The organism is Serratia sp. CY43202, assembly GCF_052168755.1.
In the GTDB taxonomy this organism is placed as follows: domain Bacteria; phylum Pseudomonadota; class Gammaproteobacteria; order Enterobacterales; family Enterobacteriaceae; genus Serratia; species Serratia bockelmannii.
In genome coordinates, this window is sequence record NZ_JBJNMB010000007.1 from 134,331 (window position 1) to 160,694 (window position 26,364).

The 26,364-nt window shown below is 60.4% G+C and carries 26 protein-coding genes; 14 read left to right on the forward strand and 12 right to left on the reverse strand.

Annotated elements, in window-relative coordinates:
* Window positions 1-181: 181 nt before the first annotated feature.
* The 3 genes from dld to ACJ8J5_RS15990 form a co-directional block, all read right to left on the reverse strand.
* Window positions 182-1,888: a D-lactate dehydrogenase gene (dld, locus tag ACJ8J5_RS15980; RefSeq protein WP_025301973.1), complete on the reverse strand. Its 1,707-nt coding sequence runs from the start codon at window positions 1,886-1,888 to the stop codon at window positions 182-184.
* A 125-nt stretch (window positions 1,889-2,013) separates the two neighbouring features.
* A complete protein-coding gene (gene map / locus ACJ8J5_RS15985) occupies window positions 2,014-2,808 on the reverse strand; it encodes a type I methionyl aminopeptidase (RefSeq protein ID WP_043136821.1) in 795 nt (264 codons plus the stop codon).
* The gene (locus ACJ8J5_RS15990; RefSeq protein ID WP_006324220.1) at window positions 2,805-3,008 is read right to left on the reverse strand and encodes a ParD-like family protein; all 204 of its coding nucleotides are present in this window, start codon (window positions 3,006-3,008) and stop codon (window positions 2,805-2,807) included. The genes map and ACJ8J5_RS15990 overlap by 4 nt, the downstream gene beginning before the upstream one ends.
* A gap of 169 nt (window positions 3,009-3,177) precedes the next feature.
* On the opposite strand from ACJ8J5_RS15990, the gene ddlA reads away from it, so the two are divergent.
* Window positions 3,178-4,281: a D-alanine--D-alanine ligase gene (gene ddlA / locus ACJ8J5_RS15995; RefSeq protein WP_015377061.1), complete on the forward strand. Its 1,104-nt coding sequence runs from the start codon at window positions 3,178-3,180 to the stop codon at window positions 4,279-4,281.
* Between the two features lie 34 nt (window positions 4,282-4,315).
* Here ddlA and ACJ8J5_RS16000 read toward each other — a convergent pair whose 3' ends face one another.
* Together ACJ8J5_RS16000 and ACJ8J5_RS16005 are read right to left on the reverse strand one after the other, a co-directional pair.
* The gene (locus ACJ8J5_RS16000) at window positions 4,316-5,095 is read right to left on the reverse strand and encodes an ABC transporter substrate-binding protein (RefSeq protein ID WP_173889645.1); all 780 of its coding nucleotides are present in this window, start codon (window positions 5,093-5,095) and stop codon (window positions 4,316-4,318) included.
* Between the two features lie 34 nt (window positions 5,096-5,129).
* Window positions 5,130-6,284 carry a pyridoxal phosphate-dependent aminotransferase gene (locus ACJ8J5_RS16005; RefSeq protein WP_122004570.1) on the reverse strand — a complete coding sequence of 385 codons (1,155 nt, stop codon included), beginning with the start codon at window positions 6,282-6,284 and terminating at the stop codon, window positions 5,130-5,132.
* A 118-nt stretch (window positions 6,285-6,402) separates the two neighbouring features.
* On the opposite strand from ACJ8J5_RS16005, the gene ACJ8J5_RS16010 reads away from it, so the two are divergent.
* The 3 genes from ACJ8J5_RS16010 to ACJ8J5_RS16020 all read left to right on the forward strand — a co-directional run bounded on the left by ACJ8J5_RS16010 (window position 6,403) and on the right by ACJ8J5_RS16020 (window position 10,732).
* Window positions 6,403-7,323: a LysR substrate-binding domain-containing protein gene (locus ACJ8J5_RS16010; RefSeq protein WP_442520484.1), complete on the forward strand. Its 921-nt coding sequence runs from the start codon at window positions 6,403-6,405 to the stop codon at window positions 7,321-7,323.
* 112 nt (window positions 7,324-7,435) lie between these two features.
* Entirely contained in the window at window positions 7,436-9,733 is a 2,298-nt protein-coding gene (bglX, locus tag ACJ8J5_RS16015; protein WP_414104888.1) for a beta-glucosidase BglX, read from the forward strand.
* A gap of 75 nt (window positions 9,734-9,808) precedes the next feature.
* Entirely contained in the window at window positions 9,809-10,732 is a 924-nt protein-coding gene (locus ACJ8J5_RS16020; RefSeq protein WP_060432647.1) for a DUF7916 family protein, read from the forward strand.
* Window positions 10,733-10,751: 19 nt separating this feature from the next.
* On the opposite strand, the gene ACJ8J5_RS16025 is transcribed toward ACJ8J5_RS16020, so the two are convergent.
* The gene (locus ACJ8J5_RS16025) at window positions 10,752-11,084 is read right to left on the reverse strand and encodes a hypothetical protein (RefSeq protein ID WP_414104887.1); all 333 of its coding nucleotides are present in this window, start codon (window positions 11,082-11,084) and stop codon (window positions 10,752-10,754) included.
* A gap of 623 nt (window positions 11,085-11,707) precedes the next feature.
* On the opposite strand from ACJ8J5_RS16025, the gene ACJ8J5_RS16030 reads away from it, so the two are divergent.
* The 5 genes from ACJ8J5_RS16030 (at window position 11,708) to ACJ8J5_RS16050 (ending at window position 15,824) form a co-directional block, all read left to right on the forward strand.
* A complete protein-coding gene (locus tag ACJ8J5_RS16030) occupies window positions 11,708-12,100 on the forward strand; it encodes a hypothetical protein (RefSeq protein ID WP_025301979.1) in 393 nt (130 codons plus the stop codon).
* Window positions 12,101-12,286: 186 nt separating this feature from the next.
* The gene (locus tag ACJ8J5_RS16035) at window positions 12,287-13,336 is read left to right on the forward strand and encodes an ABC transporter substrate-binding protein (RefSeq protein WP_025301980.1); all 1,050 of its coding nucleotides are present in this window, start codon (window positions 12,287-12,289) and stop codon (window positions 13,334-13,336) included.
* On the forward strand, window positions 13,333-14,334 hold the full coding sequence (locus ACJ8J5_RS16040; protein ID WP_049208942.1) for a FecCD family ABC transporter permease: 1,002 nt from the start codon (window positions 13,333-13,335) through the stop codon (window positions 14,332-14,334). The genes ACJ8J5_RS16035 and ACJ8J5_RS16040 overlap by 4 nt, the downstream gene beginning before the upstream one ends.
* On the forward strand, window positions 14,327-15,106 hold the full coding sequence (locus ACJ8J5_RS16045) for an ABC transporter ATP-binding protein (protein ID WP_342095587.1): 780 nt from the start codon (window positions 14,327-14,329) through the stop codon (window positions 15,104-15,106). Before ACJ8J5_RS16040 ends, ACJ8J5_RS16045 begins: the two co-directional genes overlap by 8 nt.
* A complete protein-coding gene (locus tag ACJ8J5_RS16050; RefSeq protein WP_334273684.1) occupies window positions 15,099-15,824 on the forward strand; it encodes a substrate-binding domain-containing protein in 726 nt (241 codons plus the stop codon). The genes ACJ8J5_RS16045 and ACJ8J5_RS16050 overlap by 8 nt, the downstream gene beginning before the upstream one ends.
* A 28-nt stretch (window positions 15,825-15,852) precedes the next feature.
* Here ACJ8J5_RS16050 and ACJ8J5_RS16055 read toward each other — a convergent pair whose 3' ends face one another.
* Window positions 15,853-16,653 carry an alpha/beta fold hydrolase gene (locus ACJ8J5_RS16055; protein WP_149570890.1) on the reverse strand — a complete coding sequence of 267 codons (801 nt, stop codon included), beginning with the start codon at window positions 16,651-16,653 and terminating at the stop codon, window positions 15,853-15,855.
* Window positions 16,654-16,891: 238 nt separating this feature from the next.
* Here ACJ8J5_RS16055 and ACJ8J5_RS16060 point away from each other — a divergent pair, with 238 nt between their 5' ends.
* From ACJ8J5_RS16060 to ACJ8J5_RS16080, 5 genes are all read left to right on the forward strand, one after another.
* On the forward strand, window positions 16,892-17,647 hold the full coding sequence (locus ACJ8J5_RS16060; protein ID WP_334273651.1) for a CDP-diacylglycerol diphosphatase: 756 nt from the start codon (window positions 16,892-16,894) through the stop codon (window positions 17,645-17,647).
* Window positions 17,648-17,815: 168 nt separating this feature from the next.
* Window positions 17,816-18,340, forward strand: a complete 525-nt coding sequence (locus tag ACJ8J5_RS16065; protein WP_049208938.1) for a MarR family winged helix-turn-helix transcriptional regulator — start codon at window positions 17,816-17,818, stop codon at window positions 18,338-18,340.
* Window positions 18,337-19,668 (forward strand): c-type cytochrome, encoded by a 1,332-nt coding sequence (locus ACJ8J5_RS16070; protein WP_334273653.1) that lies wholly within the window; start codon window positions 18,337-18,339, stop codon window positions 19,666-19,668. The genes ACJ8J5_RS16065 and ACJ8J5_RS16070 overlap by 4 nt, the downstream gene beginning before the upstream one ends.
* A gap of 16 nt (window positions 19,669-19,684) precedes the next feature.
* On the forward strand, window positions 19,685-20,137 hold the full coding sequence (locus ACJ8J5_RS16075; RefSeq protein WP_060432653.1) for a (2Fe-2S)-binding protein: 453 nt from the start codon (window positions 19,685-19,687) through the stop codon (window positions 20,135-20,137).
* Window positions 20,138-20,139: 2 nt separating this feature from the next.
* A complete protein-coding gene (locus ACJ8J5_RS16080; protein WP_173889633.1) occupies window positions 20,140-22,383 on the forward strand; it encodes a xanthine dehydrogenase family protein molybdopterin-binding subunit in 2,244 nt (747 codons plus the stop codon).
* A 38-nt stretch (window positions 22,384-22,421) separates the two neighbouring features.
* Here ACJ8J5_RS16080 and ACJ8J5_RS16085 read toward each other — a convergent pair whose 3' ends face one another.
* From ACJ8J5_RS16085 to ACJ8J5_RS16105, 5 genes are all read right to left on the reverse strand, one after another.
* Window positions 22,422-22,724 (reverse strand): hypothetical protein, encoded by a 303-nt coding sequence (locus ACJ8J5_RS16085; RefSeq protein ID WP_025301990.1) that lies wholly within the window; start codon window positions 22,722-22,724, stop codon window positions 22,422-22,424.
* Window positions 22,721-23,356 (reverse strand): AAA family ATPase, encoded by a 636-nt coding sequence (locus ACJ8J5_RS16090; RefSeq protein ID WP_025301991.1) that lies wholly within the window; start codon window positions 23,354-23,356, stop codon window positions 22,721-22,723. Before ACJ8J5_RS16090 ends, ACJ8J5_RS16085 begins: the two co-directional genes overlap by 4 nt.
* Window positions 23,357-23,627: 271 nt before the next feature.
* Window positions 23,628-23,969 (reverse strand): HNH nuclease YajD, encoded by a 342-nt coding sequence (gene yajD, locus ACJ8J5_RS16095; protein WP_414104886.1) that lies wholly within the window; start codon window positions 23,967-23,969, stop codon window positions 23,628-23,630.
* Between the two features lie 54 nt (window positions 23,970-24,023).
* Window positions 24,024-24,941: a LysR family transcriptional regulator gene (locus tag ACJ8J5_RS16100; protein ID WP_043136865.1), complete on the reverse strand. Its 918-nt coding sequence runs from the start codon at window positions 24,939-24,941 to the stop codon at window positions 24,024-24,026.
* A gap of 59 nt (window positions 24,942-25,000) precedes the next feature.
* Window positions 25,001-26,185, reverse strand: coding sequence for an MFS transporter (locus ACJ8J5_RS16105; protein WP_313256845.1), 1,185 nt, complete (start codon window positions 26,183-26,185; stop codon window positions 25,001-25,003).
* Between the last annotated feature and the right edge of the window lie 179 nt (window positions 26,186-26,364).

The following is a 26,364-nucleotide window of genomic DNA, read 5'->3' on the forward strand; positions in this document are numbered from 1 at the left end:
CATGTATCCGTCATGACAGCTTTGTAATTGATTCTCATTTGCGATGATAGGGTGAATGGTAATCGGGAATTTTATAAGTTGCAATAAAAATACATCTTTAAAGGCGCAGAAAGATCGCGATGAGGCAGGTAGGGCAGAGGAGGCCCGCGCCGGGTGCGGCGGCGGGCCGATCGTGCGGCGTTTAGCGGGGGTCTTCGGCCCAGCCTTTGCGTTTGCTGGTTTTGCCGATGCCGGGGTTGAAGCTGTTGGTTGGATCGGCGGTGCGGTAGAACGTTTGCAGATCCGGTTTGGCGTGGTACAGGTGGCCAACGTTATGCTCCGCCGGGTACTCGGCGCCGCGCCGGTTGAGGATCTCGAGCATCTTTTCTTTCAGCGCATGGCTGTCCACGCCTTTTTTCACCACGTAGTCCTGATGGAAGACGTGGCACATAAAGTGGCCGTAATACAGCTTATGCACCAGCTGGCTGTCGATTTCCGGCGGCAGCGTTTCAAACCAGTCGGTGTCGTTGCGGCGCAGGGCGATATCCAGCGCCAGAATATCCTCCACCTTGTCGGCGTGCACCGCGTGGTAGCGCACGGCGGCACCGGCGGCGGCGAAGCGGTGCAGGAAGGCCTTTTTGCCTTCGTCAGGCGTGCAGGCGAAGAAGGCGCCTTCGGCCTGGGCGAAATAGTCGGTCAGGTAGCGCTGTGCTTCGTCTACGCCGGGGCCGGCCATCTTCAGCAGCAGGTGGTGTTCGAAACGTTCGCGGTATTCCTTCATGCGCTTCGGCAGGTGGCTCGGTGCCAGATGGCTCAGGCCCTGCATCAGCCGATCGGTCAGGTTGTGCGGCAGCAGCGGCAGCTTGTTGAGGCTGGCATCCATGCGGCCTTTCAGGGTGAAGAAGCGCGGCATCTGATCGGTGCCGAGCTTGTCGATCATCATGAAGGTGTCTTTGCCGTACACCTCGGCGATGTCGAAGATATCGCGGTGCATGTATTCACCGGCCACCGGCAGGTTTTCGAATTTGCTCAGCATGTGGCGGCGCAGTTCGGTCAGCACCGCGGTGTGGTTGGTGCCGATATAGAACACCTGCTCTTTGCCCTCTTTCTCGAAGGTGTCAAGCCGCACCGCGAACACCGCCAGCTTGCCGGCGCAGCCGGAAGCTTCGTACAGGCGGCGTTTGTCGGCGTTGAAGCGGGAAGGGGTGTCGGCATCGACGTCGCGCACCCGGCTGGCGTATTCGTTATCCGAGGCGCGCAACTCGCCGTACTCGACGTCTGTCGGGCGATAGTCGCCTTTTTCTAACCGGGTGAGGATCTCTTCCGGCGTGTCGCCAAGCCGGATGCCCAGATGGTTCACCAGGCGCAGCTGGCCGTCTTCCCCTAACTGGGCGTACAGCGCCATTTCGGTATAGGCCGGGCCGCGTTTCACCAGCGATCCGCCGGAGTTGTTGCATACGCCGCCGATCACCGAGGCGCCGATGCAGGAGGAGCCGATCACCGAATGCGGTTCGCGGCCGTAGGGTTTGAGCAATTTCTCGAGGTGGTGCAGGGTGCTGCCGGGGAAGCCGACCACCTGCTTGCCGTTGTCCAGCACCTGAATATGATCGAGGCGCAGAGTGCTGACGATGACGATGTCGCGGTCATAGTCGTTGCCGCTGGGGGTTGACCCTTCGGTCAGGCCGGTATTGGCGGCCTGCATAATGACGATTTTGTCAGCAGCCACGCAGGCCTGCAAAATGCGCCACAGCTGCAGCAGGCTAGTGGGAAACACCACCGCCAGCGCCTGGCCTTCGCCGGAGCGGAACCCCTTGCGATACCGCTCGGTGTTGCGATCGCCGGTCAACAGCTGCGGGCCGCCGACGATGTCTTTGAGCTGATTGATAAACGTCTGATTGCCTGACTGCATGCTGCCTGTCTCCCTGTCATCCCCGTCGCTTTAACCGCGGCGCCGGAGTGCCGCACATAAGCTAAGAGGTTATCAAGTGAATAACTTATTAAGCTATCAGCTTGTTAAGCTAATGGCTTGCGTATTTAGTAGCGTTCGGCGTAGCCGGCGCGGCGCTCTTCGTCGCGCAGCGTCAGGATCTCCACGCCGTCGGCGGTGACCGCTACGGTGTGTTCCCACTGCGCCGACAGTTTTTTGTCGCGCGTCACCACCGTCCAGCCGTCCTTCTTCTGCTTGATGCGGCGGTCGCCCTGGTTGATCATCGGCTCGATGGTGAACACCATGCCCTCTTGCAGCACCAGACCGCTGCCGGGTTGACCGTAGTGCAATACCGCCGGCTCTTCGTGCATGTCGCGGCCGATGCCGTGGCCGCAATACTCCCGCACGATGCTGTAGCCGGCCTGCTCGGCATGCCGCTGGATGGCGTGGCCGATATCACCCAGGGTGGCGCCCGGTTTCACCGCGCGAATGCCCTGCCACATCGATTCATAGACGTTGTTCACCAGCCGTTTGGCCAGCGGCGTCACCTGGCCGATGCAGTACATCTTGCTGGAGTCGGCGATGTAGCCGCCGTTTTCCAGCGTGATATCTACGTTGACAATCATACCGGAACGCAGGATTTTGCTGGCCGACGGCACCCCGTGGCACACCACATCGTCGATTGAGGTGTTGAGCACATAGGGGAAATCATACTGCCCCTTGCTGGCCGGGCGCGATTTCAGTTCTTCGACGATAAACGCCTCGGCGCGGTCGTTGATCTCCATGGTGGAGATGCCTTCGACGATGACCTCATCGAGCATAGCAAACACTTTGGCCAGCAGGGCGCCGGAATGGCGCATTTTGGCAATCTCTTCCGGCGTTTTAATCACAATCTCTTTCACCCGACAATCTCCTTCAGCGTCAGCGCGTTATCTTTCATCATTTTTTTTACCAGTTGCGGGTAAGTCAGTTCCGGATGGAACTCCGCCAGCATGCCAATCTTGATCCAGTACTCGGCCTGCGCGTTGATCGAACGCGTCATGGTCAGGCTGGCGAGGCGCAGATCGTCATGCAGCGCGTCCGAAATTTTTACGATGCCCATCGGCGTCTCCATAAGTAAACAATATATGAAGTGTATACGTTTAGGATGGTCGCGATGTGGCATTCCGTGGCGTAAGAAGATTCTGGCAACAACGATTGCCGCCGCCAGGCAATGCGTTTATTGTGATGAACGACTTTTTTGCCATGATTTTTTCAGAAGGATTTAAGGCGTGACTAAACTACGTGTTGGGGTGATTTTTGGCGGTAAATCGGCGGAGCATGAGGTGTCGCTGCAGTCGGCCAAAAACATTGTGGATGCAATCGACAAAGAGAAGTTTGACGTCACGCTGCTGGGGATCGACAAACAGGGGCAGTGGCACATCAACGACGCCTCCAACTACCTGCTCAACGCCGAGAACCCGGCGCTGATCGCGCTGAACCGCTCGAACAAGAACGTGGCGCTGATCCCGGGCCAGGAAAAACAGCAGCTGATCGAAGCGGGCAGCGCCGGTGCGCTGGGCCAGCTCGACGTCATTTTCCCGATCGTACACGGCACGCTGGGGGAAGACGGCTCGCTGCAGGGGCTGCTGCGCATGGCCAATATGCCGTTCGTCGGCGCCGGCGTGCTCGGCTCGGCGGTCAGCATGGATAAAGACGTGACCAAGCGCCTGCTGCGCGACGCCGGGCTGGCGGTGGCGCCTTTCGTCACCCTGACCCGCGCCAACCGCGCCGGGTTCACGTTTGAGCAACTGAGCGAGCGCCTAGGACTGCCGCTGTTCGTCAAGCCGGCCAACCAGGGCTCGTCGGTCGGGGTCAGCAAGGTGGAAAACCGCGCCGAGTTTGACGCGGCGGTGGCACTGGCCTTCAGCTTCGATCACAAAGTGCTGGTGGAGTCGGCGATCGTCGGCCGCGAGATCGAGTGCGCGGTGCTGGGGAACGACGATCCGCAGGCCAGCGTGTGTGGCGAGATCGTGCTGAGCGACGCTTTCTACTCCTACGACACCAAATACATCAATGAGCAGGGTGCTCAGGTGGTGGTGCCGGCGGCGATCGCGCCGGAAGTGAGCGACCACATCCGTGAGGTGGCGCTGAAGGCGTTCCGCGCGCTGGAGTGCTTCGGGCTGGCGCGGGTGGATGTGTTCCTGACGCCGGATAACCAGGTGGTAATCAACGAGATCAACACGCTGCCGGGCTTCACCAACATCAGCATGTATCCCAAGCTGTGGGCCGCCAGCGGCGTCAGCTACCAGGCGCTGATCACGCGCCTGATCGAATTGGCGCTGGAGCGCCACCAGCAGGATCGCGCGCTGAACAGTTCGGTGTTCGATCGCTAAACGCGGCAGGGGGCGGCGGTGCCGCCCCCGTCCATCACTTCACCGTCACGTCGATATCGCCGAAATACTTCTTCGACAGCGCCGCCACTGTGCCTTGCTGTTTCACTTTGGCGATGGCGGCATCCAGTTTCTTCTTCAGCGCCTCATCCCCTTTACGCAGGCCGAAGGCAATGCCTTCACCGAGGATCTTGTCGTCGAGCACCGCCTCGCCGACGAAGGCGAAGCCCTTGCCGTCCGGCTGCGACAGGAAGCCGCTTTGCCCCGACGGTGCCATCACCAGCGTAGCGTCGAGCCGACCGGCCGCCAGGTCAAGGTAAACCTGATTCTGATCCTGATAAGACACCACGTCCACGCCCGCCGGCGCCCAATGGGTTTTGGCGTAAATCTCCTGAATCGAGCCTTGCAGCACGCCCACGTGTTTGCCCGCCAGCGCTTTGGCGTCCGGCAGCAGGCCGCTGTCGGCCTTGGCGATCAGGCGGTTCGGCACCTGATAGATGGCGTCGGTAAAGGCGATCGCCTGGCGCCGCTGTTCGGTCACGTTCATCGCCGAGTTGATGGCGTCGAACTTGCGCGCCTGCAGCGCCGGGATCAGGCTGTCGAACGAGGTTTCCACCCAGCTGCATTGCAACTGCGCGGCGGCGCACACCGCGTCGCCCAGCTCGATGTCGAACCCTTCCAGTTTGCCGCTGGCGGATTTGGATTCGAACGGCGGATACAGCGCTTCCAGGCCGAAACGCAGGCTGTTTTCCGCCGCCAGAGAAGAGCCGGCGGCCAGCAGGCATCCGGCGGCGAACAGCGTTTTCAAAGCTTTCATAGGCAGTGCCCCTTTCCCATGGTCGGACAAAAAATTACACCTGGCTCAGGCGGCGCGCGCCTTCCAGCAGGGTCTCGTTATCTTTGGAAAAACTCAGCCGAATAAGGCCGGTATCGGTGCCGTCGCTGTAGAACGCCGACAGCGGGATCGTCGCCACCTTCGCTTCGCGGATCAAGCGCACGGCGAAATCATTGTCGCTTTCGTGGCTGAAGCCGCTAAAGCGGGCCAGCATGAAGAAGCTGCCGCGGCTGGGCAGCAGCTCAAAGCGCGAATCCTGCAGGGCGCTGGCCAGCAGATCGCGCTTTTGTTGGTAAAACGCCGCCAGCCCCAGGTAGCTCTGCGGATTGGCGAGCGCGGCGGCGAAGGCGTACTGCATCGGCGTATCGGCGGAGAACACCATGAACTGGTGCACCTTGCGGATCTCGTCCATCAACGCCGCCGGCGCCAGGCAATAGCCAACGCGCCAGCCGGTGACGTGGTAGGTTTTGCCGAACGACGAGACGATCACGCTGCGTTCCGCCAGCTGCGGATAGCGCGCCATGCTGTGGTGAATATCGCCGTCGAACACCACATGCTCGTAGACCTCGTCGGACAAGATCACGATATCGGTGTCGCGGGTCAGGGCGGTCAGGCGGTCGATATCCTGCGCGTCGAACACGGCGCCGGTCGGGTTGTGCGGCGTGTTGACGATGATCATGCGCGTTTTGCCGTTGATGGCGGCGGCCACTTCGTCCCAGTCGACGCGAAAGTCCTGCAGCGACAGTTTGATCGCCACCGGCGTGGCGCCCTGCAGGCGCACGATCGGCGCATAGCTGTCGAACGCCGGTTCGAAATAGATCACCTCGTCGCCGGGATGCACCAGCGCGCTGATCGCCGAGTACAGCCCTTCGCTGGCGCTGGCGATCACCGTGATTTCTTCGTCGGCGTCATAGCGCGCGCCATACAATCGTTCAGCTTTTTCCGCCAGAGCAGCACGTAATGCCGCCACGCCGCTCATCGGCGCGTATTGGTTATGACCTGCGCGCATGGCTTGTGCCGTTGCCTCGATCAGCTGCGGGTCTCCGGCGAAATTGGGCGCGCCCTGCGACAGGTTGAGGGCCTGATGTTCGGCGCTGAGTTGGCCAATGACGGTGAAGATGGTGGTGCCGACGTCCGGCAGCTTCGAGCGGGGTGAGCAGGCGCTCTGCATGATGGGCTCCAGGCAAACAGGGAAGTGTTGAACGATTAAGCATCAGCCGGCGTAGGCGGACAAGGGAAAGTTTGTCATACTTGCCATGCAATACGATCATACCTAATCGAGGCACGCTATGCCGATATCCCTGCCGTCGCTCGACGTGTTGAAAACCTTTGTGGTGGTGGCGCAACGCCTCAACTTTACCCATGCCGCCCGGCAGCTGCACCTGACGCAGGGGGCGGTCAGCCGGCAAATTCTCGGGCTGGAACAGCGTCTGGGCTATCCGCTGTTCAGCCGTCAGGCGCGCGGTTTGGCGCTGACGCCGCAGGGCGCGCAGCTGCTGGCGCCGGTGCAGCAAGCGCTGGGGCAGTTGGATGAAGCCCTGACGCGGGCCGCCGCCCCGCCAGGGGCGCTGCGCATCAAATGCCCGACCTGCGCCATGCGTTGGGTGCTGCCGCGCATTATTCGCCTGCAAAATGAACGGCCGGACATGCATATCGAGCTGACCGCTTCGGTGTCGCACGGCCTGGATTTCAGTACCGAGCAGTTTGACGCCGCGGTGGTATTCGGCCGGCCGCCGGGTAAAAAGCTGACCGCGCACCTGCTGTTCGATGAAATCCTCACGCCGGTCTGCACGCCGACATTTTTGCCGCCGACGCCTCGGCTGACTGACTTGACGGACAAAACCCTGCTGCACCCGACGCGCGATCGGCGCGACTGGCTGCGCTGGCTGAAGGCAGCGGGCGCCGATGCGTTGCCGTCCGGCAAGGCCCAGCATTTTGATACCCTCGATCTGGCGATGAGCGCCGCGCTGCAGGGGTTTGGCATCGCCATCGGCGATCTGTGCCTGCTGGAGGAGGATATTCAGGCGCAGCGTATCGTGACGCCGTTCCCGCTCTGCGTCAGCAGCGGCGCGGCCTATTATTTGGTCTATCCTGAACGCACGGTGGCGCCGCCGACGTTAACCGCGCTGGTCGATTTTCTGACGGCGGAGGCCGCCGACAGCCGCGCCCGGCTACAGAATTACCTGCCGATGACCTGTAATGCTTTGTAAACATTAGCGATGCGAATTCCCTTGGCGATGAAACAGAGTGTGGCAAACTGTTTCTTCACTCCGATTAAACCCCGCGGCTTTAGCGGCGGAAACACGCCTGAGATAAAACAAGATGAAATGGCTTTGTGTGGTGAGTATGTTGTCCGGTCTGGCCCTCAGTCCGGCTTTTGCGCAGGAAACGCCGATAACGCAGGGCATTCACGCCCAGCAGCGCGACGCCTTCGTGTCCAATTTGATGAAGCAGATGACGCTGGAAGAGAAGATCGGCCAGCTGCGGCTGATCAGCGTCGGGCCGGATAACCCGAAAGAAGCGATCCGCGAGGGGATCCGCAAAGGGCAGATCGGCGCCATTTTCAATACCGTTACCCGGCCGGATATCCGGGTGATGCAGGATCAGGCGATGCAGCTCAGCCGCCTGAAAATCCCATTGTTCTTCGCCTATGACGTGGTGCACGGCCAGCGCACCGTGTTCCCGATCAGCCTGGGGCTGGCGGCCAGCTTCGATCTGGAAGCCATTGCGCTCAGCGCCAGGGTCGCGGCACAAGAGGCCAGCGACGACGGCCTGAACATGACCTTCGCGCCGATGGTCGATATCACCCGCGATCCGCGCTGGGGCCGGGTCTCCGAAGGCTTCGGCGAAGACACCTGGCTGGTCTCGAAAATCGCCAAGGTGATGGTCGACGGTTTCCAGAACGGCGATCCGGCCAAACCCGGTTCGGTGATGGCCAGCGTCAAGCACTTTGCATTGTACGGCGCCGTCGAAGGCGGACGCGATTACAACACCGTCGACATGAGCCCGCTGCGCATGCATCAGGACTATCTGCCGCCTTACAAAGCGGCGGTGGACGCCGGCAGCGGCGGGGTGATGGTGTCGCTCAACGCGATCAACGGCGTGCCGGCCACCGCCAACCCGTGGCTGCTGAAAGATCTGCTGCGCGAGCAGTGGGGCTTTAAAGGCATCACCATCAGCGACCACGGCGCGATTAAGGAACTGATTAAACACGGCGTGGCCGCCGACGCGCGCGACGCGGTGCGGCTGGCGATCACCTCCGGCGTCGACATGAGCATGAGCGACGAGTTTTACGACAAATACCTGCCGGGCCTGGTGAAAGACGGGCTGGTGCCTGAAAGCGATATCGACCGCGCCTGCCGCGACGTGCTGAACACCAAATACGACATGGGGCTGTTCACCAATCCTTACGTGCATCTGGGCCCGGCGGGTTCCGATCCGCAGGACACCAACGCCGAAAGCCGCCTGCACCGCGCCGAAGCGCGGGTGGTGGCGCGCAAGACGATGGTGCTGCTGAAGAACGATAAGCAGACGCTGCCGCTGAGCAAGCAGGCGACCATCGCGCTGGTCGGGCCGATGGCCGACAGCCAGCGTGACGTGATGGGCAGTTGGTCGGCCGCCGGGGTGGTCAAGCAGTCGGTCACCCTGCGTGAGGGGCTGGAGCGGGCGGTGGGCGACAAGGCGCGCATTCTGTACGCCAAGGGCGCCAACGTCACGCAGGATAAAGGCATCATCGACTATTTGAACGAGTATGAGCCGGCGGTGGCGTTCGATACCCGTTCGCCGCAGCAAATGATCGACGAAGCGGTACAGGCGGCGAACAAGGCCGACGTGGTGGTGGCGGTGGTGGGGGAATCGCAGGGTATGGCGCACGAGGCCTCCAGCCGTGCCGACATCAGGATCCCGCAGAGCCAGCGCGATCTGATTGCCGCGCTGAAAGCCACCGGCAAGCCGCTGGTGCTGGTGCTGATGAACGGCCGCCCGCTGGCATTGAGCTGGGAGAGCGAGCAGGCGGACGCGATGCTGGAAACCTGGTACAGCGGCACCGAGGGCGGCAACGCGGTGGCGGACGTGCTGTTCGGCGATTACAACCCGTCGGGCAAGCTGCCGATGACCTTCCCGCGCTCGGTCGGCCAGATCCCGATGTACTACAACCACCTGAACACCGGCCGGCCGTTCGGCAAGGAGAATCCGGGCAAGTACACCTCGCGCTACTTCGATTCGCCGAACGGCCCGCTGTATCCGTTCGGCTACGGCCTGAGCTACACCACCTTCAGCCTGTCGGACCTGAAATTGTCCAGCCCGACGATGGCGCGCAACGGCAAGTTAACCGCCAGCGTCACGCTGAAGAATACCGGCAAGTACGACGGCGCCACGGTGGTGCAGCTGTATCTGCAGGACGTGACCGCCTCGGTCAGCCGGCCGGTGAAAGAGCTGCGCAACTTCAAGAAAGTGACGCTGAAGGCCGGTCAGTCGCAGCAGGTTGAGCTGCCGATTAGCGAAGACGATCTGAAGTTCTACAACGCCAGCCTGAAATGGGGGGCGGAGCCGGGCAAATTCAACGTGTTCGTCGGCCTGGATTCCGACAACGTGCAGGCGCAAAGCTTTACGCTGAAGTAACCTTTTCCCCCTCTTTCACTGCGGTGGGAGGGGGGGCATCCATCCCTTTCCGCTAACGTCACCGGAGCTTGCCTCATGAAACGCTATCTGGACTGCAGCGCCAGCGATCTGGCCGATATCGGCAAAGCCGATCTGCTCTATGCCATCCGCGCCAGCGAAGGGCGCATCTTGGTCAGCGAAACCATCGCGGTCACTCAGCCGCTGCTCAATAACGTCACCAACGCCGAACTGGCGGCCAGCCAGGGCGCCGACCTGCTGCTGTTGAACCTGTTCGACGTCGATCGTCCGCATATCGCGGGCCTGCCCGCCGACGTGCCGCCGCAGGAGGCGCTGCGCACGCTGCAGCGCCTGACCGGGCGGGTGATCGGGGTGAACCTGGAGGCCGTCGATCCGGCTTTCGCCACCGAACATAACGACTTCTGGCAGATGACGGCGGGCCGCGCCGCCACCGCCGAGAATGCCCGCAAGCTGTATCAGCTCGGCGCGCGCCTGCTGGTGCTGACCGGCAACCCGAACAACGGCGTCAGCAATCAGGCGATCGCCGCCGCGCTGAAAGCGATTCGCGATGAAGTGGGCGACGAGATGGTGCTGGTGACCGGCAAGATGCACGGCGCCGGCATTGTGCGCGAAAGCGGCAGCCAGCTGATCGGCGAGCAGGACATCGCGCTGTTTGTGGAAAACGGTGCCGACATCGTGCTGTTGCCGGCGCCGGGCACCATTCCCGGCATGTCGCAGGAAAAAGTGGCGGCATTGATCGCCTATGCCCAGCGGCAGGGAGCGCTGGCGATGACGGCGATCGGCACCTCGCAAGAGGGGGCCGACGTGCAGACCGTGCGGCAGATTGCGCTGATGAGCAAAATGGCCGGCGCGGACCTGCACCATATCGGCGATACCGGCTATCTGGGGCTGGCGCTGCCGGAAAACATCTTCGCCTACAGCGTGGCGATTCGCGGCGTGCGCCACACCTACAGTCGCATGGCGCGTTCGGTGAACCGCTAAGCCTGGGTTTTTTGCGCCGTCACGATGCTGTAGTAGCCGAGCGACGGCAGTAATTGAGCAGGCCCGACGCCGACGTCGAGCAGTTGGTCGGCGATATCCAGCGCCGAGCGAGGGGGGGGGGGCAGCGCGGCCAAACGCTGGCCGATCCCACGCTCAGGCTGGGTATGGCGTGGGTAAAACGCCGCATTCTGTCGGCGTCGAGCGTATGCGCTTCGAACAGCTCCTGCTCGTCGTAGGTCGGCGAGGTATTTTTTCTGATGGCGTTTTCCAGGTTTTTCAGCGAGAAAATCTCGCTGTTTTCAATCATCAAATCCCAAAAATAACCGAAGTAATGTGGGTTGTTTTTTAACAAAAAGGTTTCCGCTTCCGGCTAGAGAGAGAATGTATCGCCGTCTCTGGCGATCAATTTCAATGCCAATAGCGCCATGGCCAACGTTTCCGCTGGGCGTCTTTCCAGATTGGCCTGAGTGCATATATTGGCCAGGCTGCGGGGGGCTGAGCAATAAACTCAAAGATGCCCAAGCGGTACGCAATAAGCACCGCCGGATAAAGATATAAATTCATCGTGATATCGAGAAGGGTTTTATCGTCGCATTGCGGCGGCCGGACGGAAGGGTTCAAGCGAATCCCCTTCCACTATGGCATGGCGCGTCTTAACAGGCTATGCCACGCCGGGGCGGGTTGGCAAAGTGCGGAACGTGATTGACCGCGGGCCAACGATTTCGTTACGAATAATTCCATGATGAGACTATTTTAAATTTGAATTGAGCGCGGTCAATGTCGAACGTAAAAAACTGACGCCGGGAGGAGGTAATAACCCCACCATGCGTTTTTATTTTATTAGGCGCTAACTTAACCACAGTTATTAACGCGTTAGTGTTGTGTTAATCTAGGCCGCCGTTATATCGTAGCGGTATTCACATTTTTTTGTGAATAATTAAAAATTAACTACTTCATTATTAAAACGAGATAACAATGAAAAAGAGCATTCTGACCGGCATGATTGCCGCGACTCTGGGCCTGTTTAACACCGCCAATGCCGAAGGGATGGATCCTGCCGCGTTGAAGAACGTCTATGACATCACGCGTAATACCGCCGGGCTGATGTCCTACTGCGTCGATAAAGGTTTCCTGAAAGCGGAGAGCATCGACAACGCCAAGAAAATGGTGGCCTACGTGGCGGCTATTCCGGGCGGCGTTGATACCCGCGATGGCGACAAGCGTGAAGCGATGGGCCGTGAAGGCAATGTGCTGAACGACGACGGCAAAGTGGTCGCGTTGGAGAAGGAAGCGCCACAGGGTCTGCAGGCGTGGTGCCAGCAGGCTGACGAAGGGATCCGCCAGGGCCTGACGTCTATCGGCCAATAAGCGCTTTTCACGCGCTCGTTCTGGTTTTCAGGATCTGCCGGCGTTCCGGCGGATCCGCTTCTTTCCCATCGTTATCTCCTCGTTTTTCTTCCTGCATACATGGCATAGGGTTTGATCTCGCTGATTGTTTCGCCATGCTCATCGCTATATTATTAGATATATAACGATAATCAACCGGTCACTGCCATGTTTAACTTTCTCCCGCGCCTGATGCTGGCGCTCGCGTTGTTCTCTACCGCCGCCCTGGCGGATCGCCAGGTCACCGATCAGCTCAACCGTCAGGTCACGCTGCCCGATCACATTACCCGTGCCGTGGTGCTGCAACACCAGACGCTGAACCTATTGGTGCAGCTTGATGCGATGCCGCAGGTGGTCGGCGTGCTTAGCAGTTGGAAAAAGCAGCTGGGGCCAAACTACCTGCGGCTGGCACCGACGCTGGCAACCCTGCCGATGCCGGGCGATCTGACTTCGGTGAATATTGAAAGCCTGCTCGGCCTGCATCCACAGGTGGTGTTTGTGGCCAACTATGCGCCGCCGGAAATGATTGCACAGATCGAACGGGTGGGCATTCCGGTGGTGGCTATCTCGCTGCGCCGCGAGGCGGCCGATCAGGCGGGCAAAATGAACCCTCAACTGAGCGATGAAGATCGGGCCTATACGCTGGGGCTGCAGGACGGTATTCGGCTGATTGGCGAGGTGATGGAGCGTCAGCCTCAGGCCGAAGCGCTGATTAAGGACGTCACTCAGCAGCGTGCCCTGGTCGCCGAACGGCTGGGCACGCTGCCGGACGATCGGCGGGTGCGGGTGTATATGGCCAACCCCGATCTCACCACCTACGGTGCCGGCAAATATACCGGGTTGATGATGCGGCACGCGGGTGCGCTCAACGTGGCGGCGAAAGAGATCCAGGGGTTTAAACAGGTTTCTATCGAGGATGTCCTGAAGTGGGATCCGGCGGTGATTTTCGTGCAAGAACGCTACCCGGACGTGGTGAAACAGATCCTGACGTCACCGCAGTGGCAGCCGATTGACGCGGTGAAGAATAAGCGGGTCTACCTGATGCCGGAGTACGCCAAGGCCTGGGGATATCCGATGCCGGAGGCGATGGCGTTGGGTGAGTTGTGGATGGCGAAAAAACTTTACCCGCAGCGTTTTGCCGATATCCATCTGCAGCAGCGGGTCGATACTTACTATCAACGCTATTACCGCGCCACCTGTTGCCAGAGCGGGCAATGAAGCTGGGTTGGCTGGCGCTGCTGACGCTTTGCTGCGCGCTGTTTTCGCTCGGCGTTGGCCGCTTTCAGGTGCCGATTACGCACAGCCTGATGATTTTGCTGGAGCCGCTCACCGGGCAGCATTATGCCGGCATCGATGCTGTCCAACGCCAGGTGATCCTGGGGGTGCGCTTGCCGCGGGTGCTGTTGGCGATGGGCGCCGGCGCGGCGCTGGCCCTGTGTGGCGCGGCTTTGCAAGGCGTCTTTCGCAATCCGCTGGTCGATCCGCATATTATCGGCGTGTCTTCCGGCGCGGCCTTTGGCGGTACGCTGGCTATCCTGCTCAGCCTGCCGTTGGCGGCGCTGCTGCTGTCGGCTTTTGTTTTCGGCATGGCGGCACTGCTGTTGATTTTCACCCTCACCAGCGTCATTGCACGGCGCAATATTCTCTCGTTGGTACTGGCGGGGGTGATCCTCAGCGGTTTTTTCTCCGCCTGCGTTAGCCTGATGCAATATCTGGCGGATACCGAAGAGAAGCTGCCGAGCATCGTGTTTTGGCTGCTCGGCAGCTTTGCCACCGCCGATCGGCAAAAGCTGCTGATGCTGTTTTTACCTTTACTGTTGGCCGGCGGTCTGCTGCTGGCGCTGCGCTGGCGCATCAATCTGCTGTCGTTAGGCGATGAAGATGCCGGTGCGCTCGGCATCAACGTTGAGCGTACCCGCTGGCTGATACTGACGCTGTGTGCCGCCATCGTGGCCGCTCAGGTGGCGGTCAGCGGCAGCATCGGGTGGGTCGGCTTGGTGATCCCGCACGTCGCAAGACGACTGGTGGGGCCGGATCACCGGCGCCTGTTGCCGGCTTCGCTTTGCCTGGGCGCCCTGTACATGCTGTTGATCGACGATTTGGCGCGCACGTTGAGCAGCAGCGAAATCCCGCTGGGCATTTTGACTGCGCTGATTGGCGCGCCATTGTTCGCACTGCTGCTGCGCCGCGCGCAAGTGAGAGGCTGGCATGACTGACACGTTATTGGCCGCCAAGGGCGTGAGTTTTGCCTGGCCTGGCGGGCCCCCGCTGTTCCAACACCTGGATATTCAGCTGCGGCGCGGTGAAGTGCTGGCGGTATTGGGCCCGAATGGGCGCGGTAAAAGCACGCTGCTGCAGCTGCTGTTAGGCAGCCTGACGCCGCAATCCGGCGAGATTGAGCGCCGCGGCGAGATAGGCTTTGTCCCGCAGCACTTTTCGCCGCCGTTTGCCTATCGGGTGCTGGATATCGTGTTGATGGGGCGAGCACGCCATGTTGGCCTGTTCCGTTCACCGTCAGCCAAGGATCATCGGCTGGCCAGAGAAGCGTTGCAGTCGTTGGATTTAAAGCACCTGGCAGAGCGTGAGTTTGGCAGCCTATCCGGCGGCCAACGCCAGTTGGTGATGATCGCCCGCGCATTGGCGATGCGCTGCGAGGTGTTGATTCTGGATGAACCGACTTCGGCGCTGGATCTGCATTACCAGGATCGGGTATTGAGCCTGATGGCGCGCCTGGCGCGGGAACAGCAGTTGGCGGTGGTGTTCTCCACGCATCAGCCCAACCATGCACATGCGGTGGCGGATCGGGCTTTGCTGCTGGGCAAGGAAGGGCGCAGCCGGCTCGGTGCCTGCCGCGAGGTGTTAACGGCACATTCCCTGTCACCCTTGTTCGGCCTGGCGATCGAACGGGTGCCGCTGACGGTGGCGGGCCGCCGCTACGCGACGCTGGTGCCGCTGTATCGCAGCCAATTGGAGCGACATGATGAGTGATATCCTGCTGTTTGCCGCCGGCAGCCTGCGGCTGGCGTTTACGCCGCTGCTGTCGGCATTTCAGCGCGACACCGGGCAAAAGGTTTCGGCGGAATTCGGCCCGGCGGGGTTGTTGCGCCAACGGATAGAGAACGGCGAGCGGCCACAGCTGTTCGCCTCGGCCAACGTGGCGCACCCGCAAAGGTTGGCGGATCTCGGGATAGCGGGGGCGGTGCAGGTTTTTGCGCGCAATCGGCTCTGCGTGACGGTTCGCAACGTGCCGGCATTAACCGAGCGTCCGCTTCCTGAGGTATTGTGCGATCCGCGCTGGCGGCTGGCCACTTCGACACCGGGAGCGGATCCTTCCGGCGATTATGCGCTGCAGCTTTTTGAACGCTGCGAGCAATACTGGCCGGGGCAGGGGGAAGCGCTACGCCGGCGGGCGTTACCGTTAGTCGGCGGGATAGATTCTGCCCCGGTGCCGGCAGGCCGACTGGCGGCGGAATATCTGATAGCCGGCGGGCAGGCAGATATTTTTCTCGGCTACGGCAGCTATGCGCCGGCGTTGGCGGCCTACCCGGCGTTGGCGGTGCGGCCGCTGGCGCCACCGTTGGATATCGAGGCGGATTATGGTTTATGCCTGTTGGATTACGGTGCGCAGCGGTTGGCCGCATTTATCTTGAGCGAACAAGGGCAGGGCATACTGAGCCGACACGGATTTATGCGGCGTACGGAATGACTCGCCGGGCCTGGCGGCCCGGAGAATCTTACCAGAACAGCGGCGTGGTGTTTTCAGCCAGAAATGCCAGCAGCGTTTCGTTGACCGCCGCCGGGTTTTCCTTGTTGCTGATATGCCCGGCGTTGGGGATCAGCACATGTTGGCAGCCGAGAAGATCCGCCATGCGCTGGCCCTCTGCCGGTGGGCGCGGCTTATCCTGTGCGCCGGTAATGACGATGCTGGCGGCGGAGATGTGTTCCAGCAGCGCCAGCTTGTCGGGGCGGCCAAAGATCATCCGGCCCAGCGGTACGATGCTCTCGCGCAGGCGATCGGCAGGCAGGTTCTGGAGCTGACACAACAGCGATTGCAATAAGGCATCGGGGACATCATCGGAATAAAACAGCGACGCGACATGTTCCAGCAGGGGCGACGCGATGGCGCCGGCCTGCTCCACGGCGGCCAGCATGCCCATATAGCGCTGCCGCGCTTCTGGGGTTTCGTCACCCAGGTAGCTGTCCAGCAGCGCCAGCACTTTCACCCGCTCCGGCGCCAGCGCCGCCAGTTCGGCGCCCCACATGCCGCCGACGGACAGGCCCACGATGCCGAACTCTTCGATATCCAAACGATCCATCAGCGCCAAATGGTCGGCGGCGATATCCGACAGGCTATTTCGCCCGGGCGGCAGCGCCGGTGAATCGCCGTGGCCCCAGAGATCCGGCACGATCAGGCGGTAGCGTTTAGCCAGCGCTTCAAACTGCGGCGCCCACATATTCAGATCGAACAGATAGCTGTGGCCCAGCAGCAACGGAAAGCCCGACCCTACGTCGAGGTAATGGAGGGATTTGCCCATCGTTGGCATCTTATCGGTTCCTTATATAAAGAGAGTCCCGGCTGCTTATATCACACTCATATTCAACCTGCGGTATTCATTTACCTTAAATTACTCAGGTGGAGGCTTATTTTTAATTATCCATTGCTAACAAGACGTCAATGAAAGGTGACATTAAGGATAATATTCTGGTCGATGCCAGAGCCTTGGTTTATGCTGGCGCTCCTTTCGGTATGGAATAGATAAACAGGGCGTCGCGATGAAAAGACTTTTCAGACTATTAATTATTTTGCTTGTCATTTTGCTGCTGGCGGCGGTGCTGTGGTGGTTCTTCGGGCGCGGCAATCCGAATGCGCTGTGGCAAATCGTCAGCCAACAGTGCGTGCCCAATCAGCAGCAGAACCACGATCCGGCGCCCTGCTTAAAGGTTGATTTAACCGAGGATTATGTGCTGTTTAAGGACAGCAAAGGCCCCTATCACGATCTGGTGATGCCGACCGAAAAGGTCAGCGGCATCGAGAGCCCGATATTGCAAGCGGATCGGACGCCGCCTTATTTCTCCCTGGCCTGGAATAATAGGGAACATATATCCGGCGAGCTGGGTAAACCGTTAAAAGACGCATGGGTTTCTCTGGCGGTCAATTCGAAATATGGCCGCTCTCAAAATCAGCTACATATTCACGTTGCCTGCTTGCGCCAGGATGTCTATAACGCGCTGGGGGAACAGGCGGAGCAATTAGATCAACAGTGGCGGCCGCTGGCGGTGAAATTAGTCGGCCATCACTATCTGGCCAGAAAATTGGCGGGCACCGATTTAACCCAGGAAGATCCTTTCCGCTTGTTGCAAAACTACGTGGTCGAGCAGGGCGACAGCATCGGCAATTACGGCCTGGCGCTGGCGGTCAGCCCGCAGGGCGAGATGCTGCTGTTGGCAAACCGTTTGAAGTTGACCGATCTCAGCCTGGGCTCGGCCGGTGAAATTCAGGACTACCGGTGCGAGGTGGCGGGGAACTGAATTTTTCTTATCGCTCCCCGTCGTGGGGGAGTGTATGCCGTGCGATACGAACTAACCAAATGTATTAACTCGTTTTTACTTTATTTTCCCTCATCTGCTTGATCCTGTTCTCATGTTCGATCTACTATTTGTTTGCACAAGCAAATAAATAATCGAGAGCAATCCGATATGCCACAACCACGTAAACTCCCTGCTGCGCTGGGCATCCATCTGGATGTGACCAATCGCCTGTGGCGCACGGCGATGGACCAGTCGGTGAAAATGACCAATCTGACGCGTCCGCACTGGCTGGCGTTAAGTGCGATTGCCGACTTGGGGGAGGGCTGCACATTGAAAGACGTTTCGCAGCATTTGAACGCCGAAGTCTCGACGATGTCGCGCGCGCTGCTGTTTCTGGAAAAAAATCGGCTTATCGCTCGCGATGCTCTGTCCGAAGATAAGCGCGCCAAAGGCGTGAGAATGACCGAGGCCGGGCAGGAGATGCTGGCGCAGTTGGATCATTCCAGCCAACAGGCGCGGCAAAAGCTGCTTAGCGGTATTTCGGCCGACGATCTGGAGGCTTTTTACCGCGTATTGTTTGGCATCAAACATAACGCGATAGCGATGCTCGAACAGGACAATCTGTTGCCGGACGAGTTTGCGCTGTTGGCGGAGGAGCGAGCGGGGGCGATGAAGCCGGAAGGTGAAGCGTGAACGGCCGCTGGCGGAGAGCACAACAGCGGTGCGTTATCGCGTTGGGGATCTTCTCCTGCTCGGTCTTCGCCAGCCAGAATGACCAACAGGTCATCGCACGGGGAAAATACCTGGCTACCGCCGCAGATTGCGCGGCTTGTCACCGCGGCAGCGCCCAACAGGACGCCCCCTATGTCGGCGGTTATGCCATCGCTTCGCCGATGGGCGACATCATCGCCAGTAATATCACGCCCGCCAAAGGAACCGGCATTGGCGACTACAGTGAACCGGAGTTTCGCCGCGCCTTAACGCAGGGCATTCGGCGGGACGGTCAACCCTTGTATCCCGCCATGCCCTATACCGCTTATCGGGGGTTGAGCGATGACGATCTGCACGCGTTGTATCGCTATTTTATGGCCGGGGTCGCACCGGTCGATCGTGCGGTGCCTGAGACCCAACTGAGGTTCCCTTTTTCCTGGCGTTATGCGATCCACGGCTGGAACTGGCTGTTTCTGAAAAAAACGCCCGTCGATGCAGACGAGAAGAAGGCGCGTGGTCGCTATCTGGTGGATGTGTTGGGGCATTGCTCGGCGTGTCACAGCCCACGTAATGGGATGATGGCTGAACGCGACGATCGCTACCTAGCGGGCGGGGAGGCAGGCGGTTGGATCGCGCCGAATATCACCTCGGATCCCGTGAGCGGCATCGGCGGCTGGAGCCGGGAAGAATTGGTGCAGTATCTGCGTACCGGGCGCAATGACAAAGCCCAGGCGGCCGGCGGCATGGCGGAGGCGGTGGAGCATAGCCTGCGTTTCCTGAGTGACGACGATCTCGACGCTATCGCCGATTGGCTTAAACAAACGCCGCCGATCGTCACCGTACAAGGAACGAAAGCGGCCTATCACTATCAGGGAGGTGGCCAAGGCGACCCTCCTGGGCAGGCGCTGTATGCCGCTGCCTGCGCCAGCTGCCATCGCCTGGGCGGCGAGGGGGCTTACGACGGCCATTTCCCTTCTTTGACGCACAACTCCACCGTAGGCAGCGAGCAGGCCAATAACCTGATCATGGTGATGCTGCATGGCGTGCAGCGCCAGGGGGAGACGCTGCAGACCTGGATGCCGGGGTTCGCCGATAGCCTGGATGACCGGCAACTGGCCGAGTTGGGCAATTACGTATTGCAGCAATTCGGCAATCCGGCGGTCAGGATAACGCCGGAGCAAGTGGCTCGGCAGCGGGCGGGCGGTGAAAAACCGTTGTTGATTACGTCATTGCCTTATGTGTTCTGGGGCGGCGTATTGCTGGTATTGATCGTCATTGGGGCGTGGGTGAAACGTCGGGTGAAGCATTGATCCAAGAGAGGATGGCATGAAGTTCAATTTGAACGGCCAGGCGGTCGAATTTAACGGCGAGCCGGATACGCCGCTGCTGTGGGTGATCCGAGAACATTTTAAGTTAACCGGCACCAAGTTCGGCTGCGGTATTGGCGCCTGTGGCGCCTGTACGGTACATGTCGACGGTAAGGCAGTGCGTTCATGTTGCTATCCGCTGCAATTGGTGCGCGATCGGCAGGTGACCACCATCGAAGGGCTGTCCCTCGATCGCCGTCATCCGGTGCAGCAGGCCTGGATTGCGGAGGATGTGCCGCAGTGCGGCTACTGCCAATCAGGCATGATCATGGCGGTCAGCGCGCTGCTGGCGGAACACCCGAGGCCGGACGATCGGCAGATAGATACGGGCCTGACCAATCTGTGCCGCTGCGCCACCTACCACCGGATCCGTGCGGCGGTGCACCGCGCCGCGGACAAGGGAGGATCTTGAGTATGGCGATCACCCGCAGAACCTTGATAAAAGGCAGCGCGTTGGCAGTGGCCGCCATGCTGCTGCCGATATCGACGCGCAGCCTGGCGGCCGTGGTTTCACAGGACGTGGCGCCACCGGACGGTCAGCATGAATTGAACGATTGGATCTGGATCGATCGCGATGGGCGCATCGTTATCGGCGTGTCGCAATGTGAGGTCGGGCAGGGGATTTACACCGGCCTGGCCGAAGTGGTGGCGGCGGAGATGGATGCCGATTGGGCGCAGGTGACGGTGAAATTCGTCACCGGCCGTGACGCTTACCGTCAGGTTGCCGGGGGCGAGGCTTTCGCACAGTTTGTCGCCGCCTCAACCTCCATGACCAAATTTTATCAGCGTGCCCGGCTGGCCGGCGCACAGGCGAGAGATTTTTTTCTGCGGGCCGGCGCAAAACATTTCGCGCTTTCACCGGCGCAGTGCCGCACGGAGAAAGGCTGGGTGCTTGAGAAAGGCGGACAGCGCAAGGTCGCCTACGGCGATCTGGTGCGCTATGCCGCCGAGCTGCCGTTGGATCCGCAGCCTGGTTTAAAGAGTGAGGCGCAAGAGCGAGAGAGTGTCATTGGCAAGCCGCTGTTGCGGGTTGATACGCCGGAGAAAGTGGACGGCAGTGCGATTTACGGTATCGATATCGACTTGCCGGAGATGCTGATTGGCGTTCCCTGGATGGTGCCCGATCTCAGCGGAAAGCTGGTCGCCGTGCGCAATGAACGGCAGATTCGGGCCATGCCGGGCGTGGTGGATCTGGTGCTGACCCGGCAGTGGTCGATGAACAACATGGTCGGATTGGATCACGATATGTCGCTCAATACGGTGATCGTGGTGGCGGCGAGCTACTGGCAGGCCAAAAAGGCGGCGGATTTGCTGGAGGTCGACTGGCTGCCGGGCACAGGAAAAGCGCTGACCGATAGCGCGATTGCGGCAGAGAATCTGGCGATGCTGGATGGCGATACGCTGGTGCCGGCGGTCGATCGCGGCGAGGCGTCGGCGTTGATTCGTGGCGCTGAATCAGGTTCGCGCTTGCATGAGGCGCGTTACAGCGCACCTTATGTGGCGCACGCCACCCTGGAGCCATGCAATGCCACCAGCCATTACGGCGAGGGCCGTATCGAAACCTGGGGCCCTTTCCAGGGGCAGGACATGGTGCGCAACGTTCTGGCGAAAATGTTCGGGCTGAAGCCGACGGATGTGGTGGTGAATACGACCTATCTGGGAGGCAGCTTTGGGCGCAAATATCTGCCGGATGCCGTGATGCATGCTACCGCCGCCTCCCGGGCGGTGGGGAAACCGGTCAAAGTGATCTATCCGCGCGAGATCGACATGCGGCATGAATACTATCGTCCGGCCTGCATCAGCCATTATCGGGCGCTGTTGGATGAAAACGGCTACCCGCAGGCGCTGTGGGCGCGCTATGCCGGGCAGTCTCTCTTCTGGCAAATGCGGCGCGAAACGGTCAACGAGGCCGGGGGATGGGATGAAAGTATGGTGGAGTGCGTTTACAGCACGCCGTATCGCATCCCACACCTGAAGGTGGAGGCCGGCATCGTCGAACAGCCGATCTCCCTGAGCTATCTGCGCGGTGTCGGCAGCGTCGCCAGTCTGTTCTTTTTGGAAAGCTTTATCAGCGAACTCAGCCATAAGGCCAACCGGGACGAATATTCGTATCGGCGGCATCTGTTGCAAGACAGCCCGGAAGCGTTGCGCGTCCTGGACGCCACCGCGGCGGCGGCCGGTTGGCAGCATGAACCGCCGTCGGGCGTTTATCGCGGTATGGCGTGCAATATTTGGGTCGGCCGCAATAACGCTTTCACCACCTACGTCGGTTTGGTGGTTGAAATCGCCATCCAGGGGGGGCGACTACGGGTGCTGCGCGCGGTATGTGCGATTGACTGTGGCAAGGTGATAAACCCGAACCTGGTGCGTGCCAACGTAGAGGGCGGCATCGGCTTTGCGCTGACCACCTGTCTGCACAGCGAGCTGCATTTTGAACGGGGCGGCGTGGTGGAAGGGAATTTCGATCGCTATCCGCTGCTCGCGATCGCCGAAATGCCCAAGGTGGAGGTCGTGGTGCTCGATAGCGCGCGTGCACCGCAGGGATGCGGGGAAGTATCGACTGCGGTGGTCGCCCCGGCGATAGCCAGCGCGCTGCATAAGGCCACCGGCAAAACCTATCGTACTATGCCGTTCCCACGCGAGTTCTCGTCGGTGTAACGGCAGCCGCCGGTTTGGCCAGCCGGCGGGCCGTGCGGTCAGAGCTTTTTCAGCAGTTCCAGCAGTTGCGCTTCGCTTTTCTCCGCCAATCCGTCGATCGCCAGTTTGATGATGTCGGAACGGGTGATGCGCACGATGCCGTTGCGCGCCGCCTGCACGATCACTTCATCGATAGCCTCAATGTGGTTGTCCGTCAGGCTGACGGAGATCGCCTTATAGGTGCGCTTGCGGCCGGCCGGTTTGGCTTCTGGCGCGGGCGCCGCGACCGGCAGCGTGTGCGAGGTGGCGCTGTTGATGAATTCGTCTTCCGACATGCGGTGGGTGGGGGTGCGTTTTTTCACAGGATCACCTCTTTCACCAGGCATTCAATTTCGCTCTGCGCCTTTTCGTTGTTCGCCTCGTGCACGGTGATGGCTTCACCCCAGGCGTCGCGGTAAATCTTGCGGTCGCACAGGCGATTGCTCACCAGGGTGAACTCCGGGTATTCACTCAGCACCTGCGCCGCTTCGTTGGCTTCATTAATAAAGATATTGGTCGGGCACATGTTCAATACGATGTAGCCTTTGACCTTCTCGTTGTATTCCTGCGCGGTGGAGAACATCTCCGACAGATAGCCAATGGTGTCGAGATCCATCTGCGAAGGGCGCAGCGGCGAGAGGAACAGATCGGCGGCCAGCAGGCCGGAGCGCAGTTCGGCGCTGTCGCGGCCGGCGGTGTCGACGATCACGTAGTCGTAATGGCGATCGAGCTCCAGCAGCGTTTCCTTGATTTTACCCGACGCGGCCACCACCGGAATGTGCGGCAGCCCCTCGACGTTCTGACGGTCGTTGTACCAGGTCATGATCGACTTCTGGTCGTCGGCATCGACGATGATCGCCGTTTTGCCTTGCTTAAGAATCAGATACCCGGCGATGTTCACCGCTTTCGTCGACTTGCCGACGCCGCCTTTTTGCGAGCCAATCAGGACAATCATGCTGCCATCTCTCAAGTTATTAAGCTGATAACTTATTAAGTTAATGTGCTTATTAGGTTGATAATCAAACAGGTTAACAAGAACAACTCGCGAACAATATGCACCAACTGCGGCGGCTTGCCAAGCCAGTATGTTGTTAACTGCGCAGCTTATTTTGCGGTGAATCGGCCGGGTGGGTAAGTAGGAATTCTCTGGGAAGTGGCGATGCGAAGGTGGGTTTTATTAATTTAACAGCTTAATAAGTTAGTGGCCTATTAAGCTGTTGCCGACATTATTTCTTCATCATCGCCTTCAGGTTGGCGAACGGGTTGTGGGTGGCGACGCCGATATCTTTCTGAGCGTCTTCACCGGCCACCACCGTTGAACCGTATTGATCGGCCTCGGTGTATTTCGAGTGCTCGTGGTCGTGACAATACAGGCACAGCATTTCCCAGTTGCTGCCGTCTTCGGGGTTGTTGCTGTGATCGTGATCGATATGGTGCACCGTCAGTTCGCGCAGGTTGGAATAGACGAATTCGCGTGAGCAGCGCCCGCACATCCAGGGGAACAGTTTCAGCGCTTTTTCGCGGTAGCCGGTTTCCAGCTTCGCATAGTTTTTGGGGATATAGGCCATGGTGGTTGTCCGTCGTGAATCACTATGCGGCAAATAATACCACACTGCGTGCGGCTACAACGTGCGGCTCATCTTGCCGTTGTCAAACGTCTCCACCGCCCAGTCGATAAACGCCCGCAGCTTGCCGCTGAGGTGGCGATTGGACGGGTAGACCACGTACATTTGCTCCGGCGGCGGCTGCCAATCGTGCAGCAGACTGACCAGCTCGCCGCTGTCGAGGTGCGGCTGCGCCATAAACCGATAGATCTGGATGATGCCCAATCCGGCCAGGCTCGCCGCCAGCAGCGCGTTGCCTTCATTGATGCTGACCGGGGAACGCTGTTGAATGGCGATCTCTTTGCCGTGTTCGGCATAGCGCTGCGGGTGGATGCGGTCGTTAAGCGGGTGGCGATAGTGCACCATCGGAAAACCCTGTTCCAGATCGCACGGGTGGCGCGGCGTACCGTGAAGCGCCAGGTAGGCTGGGGTGGCGCAGCTGACCCAGTCCAAATCGAACAGGCGCCGGGCGATCAGGCTGGAGTCGGCCAACGGACCGCTGCGGATCACGCAGTCGGTGCTGTCGCTGATCAGATCGATCACGCGGTCGCCGACGCTCAGATCGATCTGTATCTGCGGATAGCGTGCCAGAAAGTCGGGCAGTGCCGGCAGCAGTAAGCGACGTGCGGTGCCACCGCCGGTGTCGATACGCAGCACGCCCTGCGGAGAGCTTTGCGATTCGGTCAGGCAGCCTTCCATCTGCTCCAAATCCGCCAGCCATTTCACCGTATTCTGGTAATAGCATTCACCTTCGCGGGTGACCGACACGCTGCGGGTGGTGCGCTGGAACAGCTTGGTCTGCAGGTGATCCTCCAGATTCTGGATCAGCTTGGTGACCGTCGCTTTCGGCATGCCCAGCGACTCGGCGGCGCGGGTAAAGCCGCCGGTTTCCACCACGCGGTTAAATACCCGGATAGCGAGCAAATGATGGTCCATAGGTTCTCAACGCCATGCCCCGGCGACGGCCGGGGCATGTTTCTGCAGATAGATAATGATTAACACTGTTTAGCGCCAATCGCGCCGGAGCGCAAGCTGAGGCCGAATACCAGCGTGGCGGAAAGGATCAGCGCACCGCCAAACAGCATGGCGCTGCTGACGCCCTGCCAGTCCACCACCTCGCCGCCCAGCAGGGCGCCGGAAGCCAGCGCGATCTGGATGACGCACACCAACAGCGCCTGGCCGGCTTCCGGCGCCTGCGGCACGGCGGCGAACATCCAGTTGGTGGCGCAGACCGGCACGGCGCCAAAGGCCAGCCCCCATACCAGCACCATCAGCGTGGCGCCGGCGAGGCCGCTGAGCAGCGGCGAAACGATCAAAATGCCCGCCAGCATGGCGGCGATCAGTATGAAGGTGGCGCGCAGGCTGTATTCCCCCAGACGCTCGCCGAGGAAGGTGCCCAGCAGGCCGATGGCGCCATAGGCCAACAGCTGCAGTGAGATAGCCGATGGGCTGAGGACGAACACCTGCTGCAGCAGGGGCCGCAGGTAGGTGTAGGCGGCGAAGTGGCCGATGAACAACAGCACGATGGCGATCAGGCCGATGCGCGCCATCGGCAGGCGCAGCGGCAGTATCAGATCGCGCGGTGTGACCGGCCGGGACGGTGGTACCGAGGTCAGCAAACGCAGCTGCGCCAACAGCACGCCGACCGCCAATGCCGCACCGCCGAAGAAGGCGGCGCGCCAGCCGAACAGATCGCCGATCAGCGCCCCGGCCGGCACGCCGCACACCGCGCCGACCGAGATGCCGCTGAGGATCAGCGCGGTGGCGCGGCCCTGGCTGGCTTCCGGCACCAGATGGCGGCCGTAGTTGGCGGCGAACGACCAGAAACCGCCGACGCAGATGCCCAGCAGCACGCGGCCCAGCAGCATCATCGGGAAGTTGACGGCCAGCGCCGCCACCAGGTTGGACACCATCAGCAGCAGCGACAGCCCCAGCATCAGTAAACGCCGATCCAGACGGCCGGAAATCAGGCTCAATGCGGGAGCGGCCACCGCCGCCACGATGCCGGGCATGGTGACCATCAGCCCGGCGGTGCCGGTGCTGACGCCAAGTGAAGGGGCGATGTTGGTCAGCAGGCCGATCGGCAAGAACTCGGTGGTGACCATGACAAAACAGGCGACCGTCAGCGAAAAGATCGCCGGCCACGGGGATAATGCAGAGTTATCTTTATTATTCAGCATAATGCCGCTCGTCTCAGGTGAATGCGCAGGCCGCGCTCGGGGCGCGGCGTGATCAAAGTCACAATCTACGGCAGGCCGAAGGCGCAGATAAATCCATCTGCGGTGGTTACACTGTTTCTGAAGGGAAACAATCGCGGCGGCGAGTGAAAACGCGGCTCGCGCCGCGCCTAAGAGAAAGG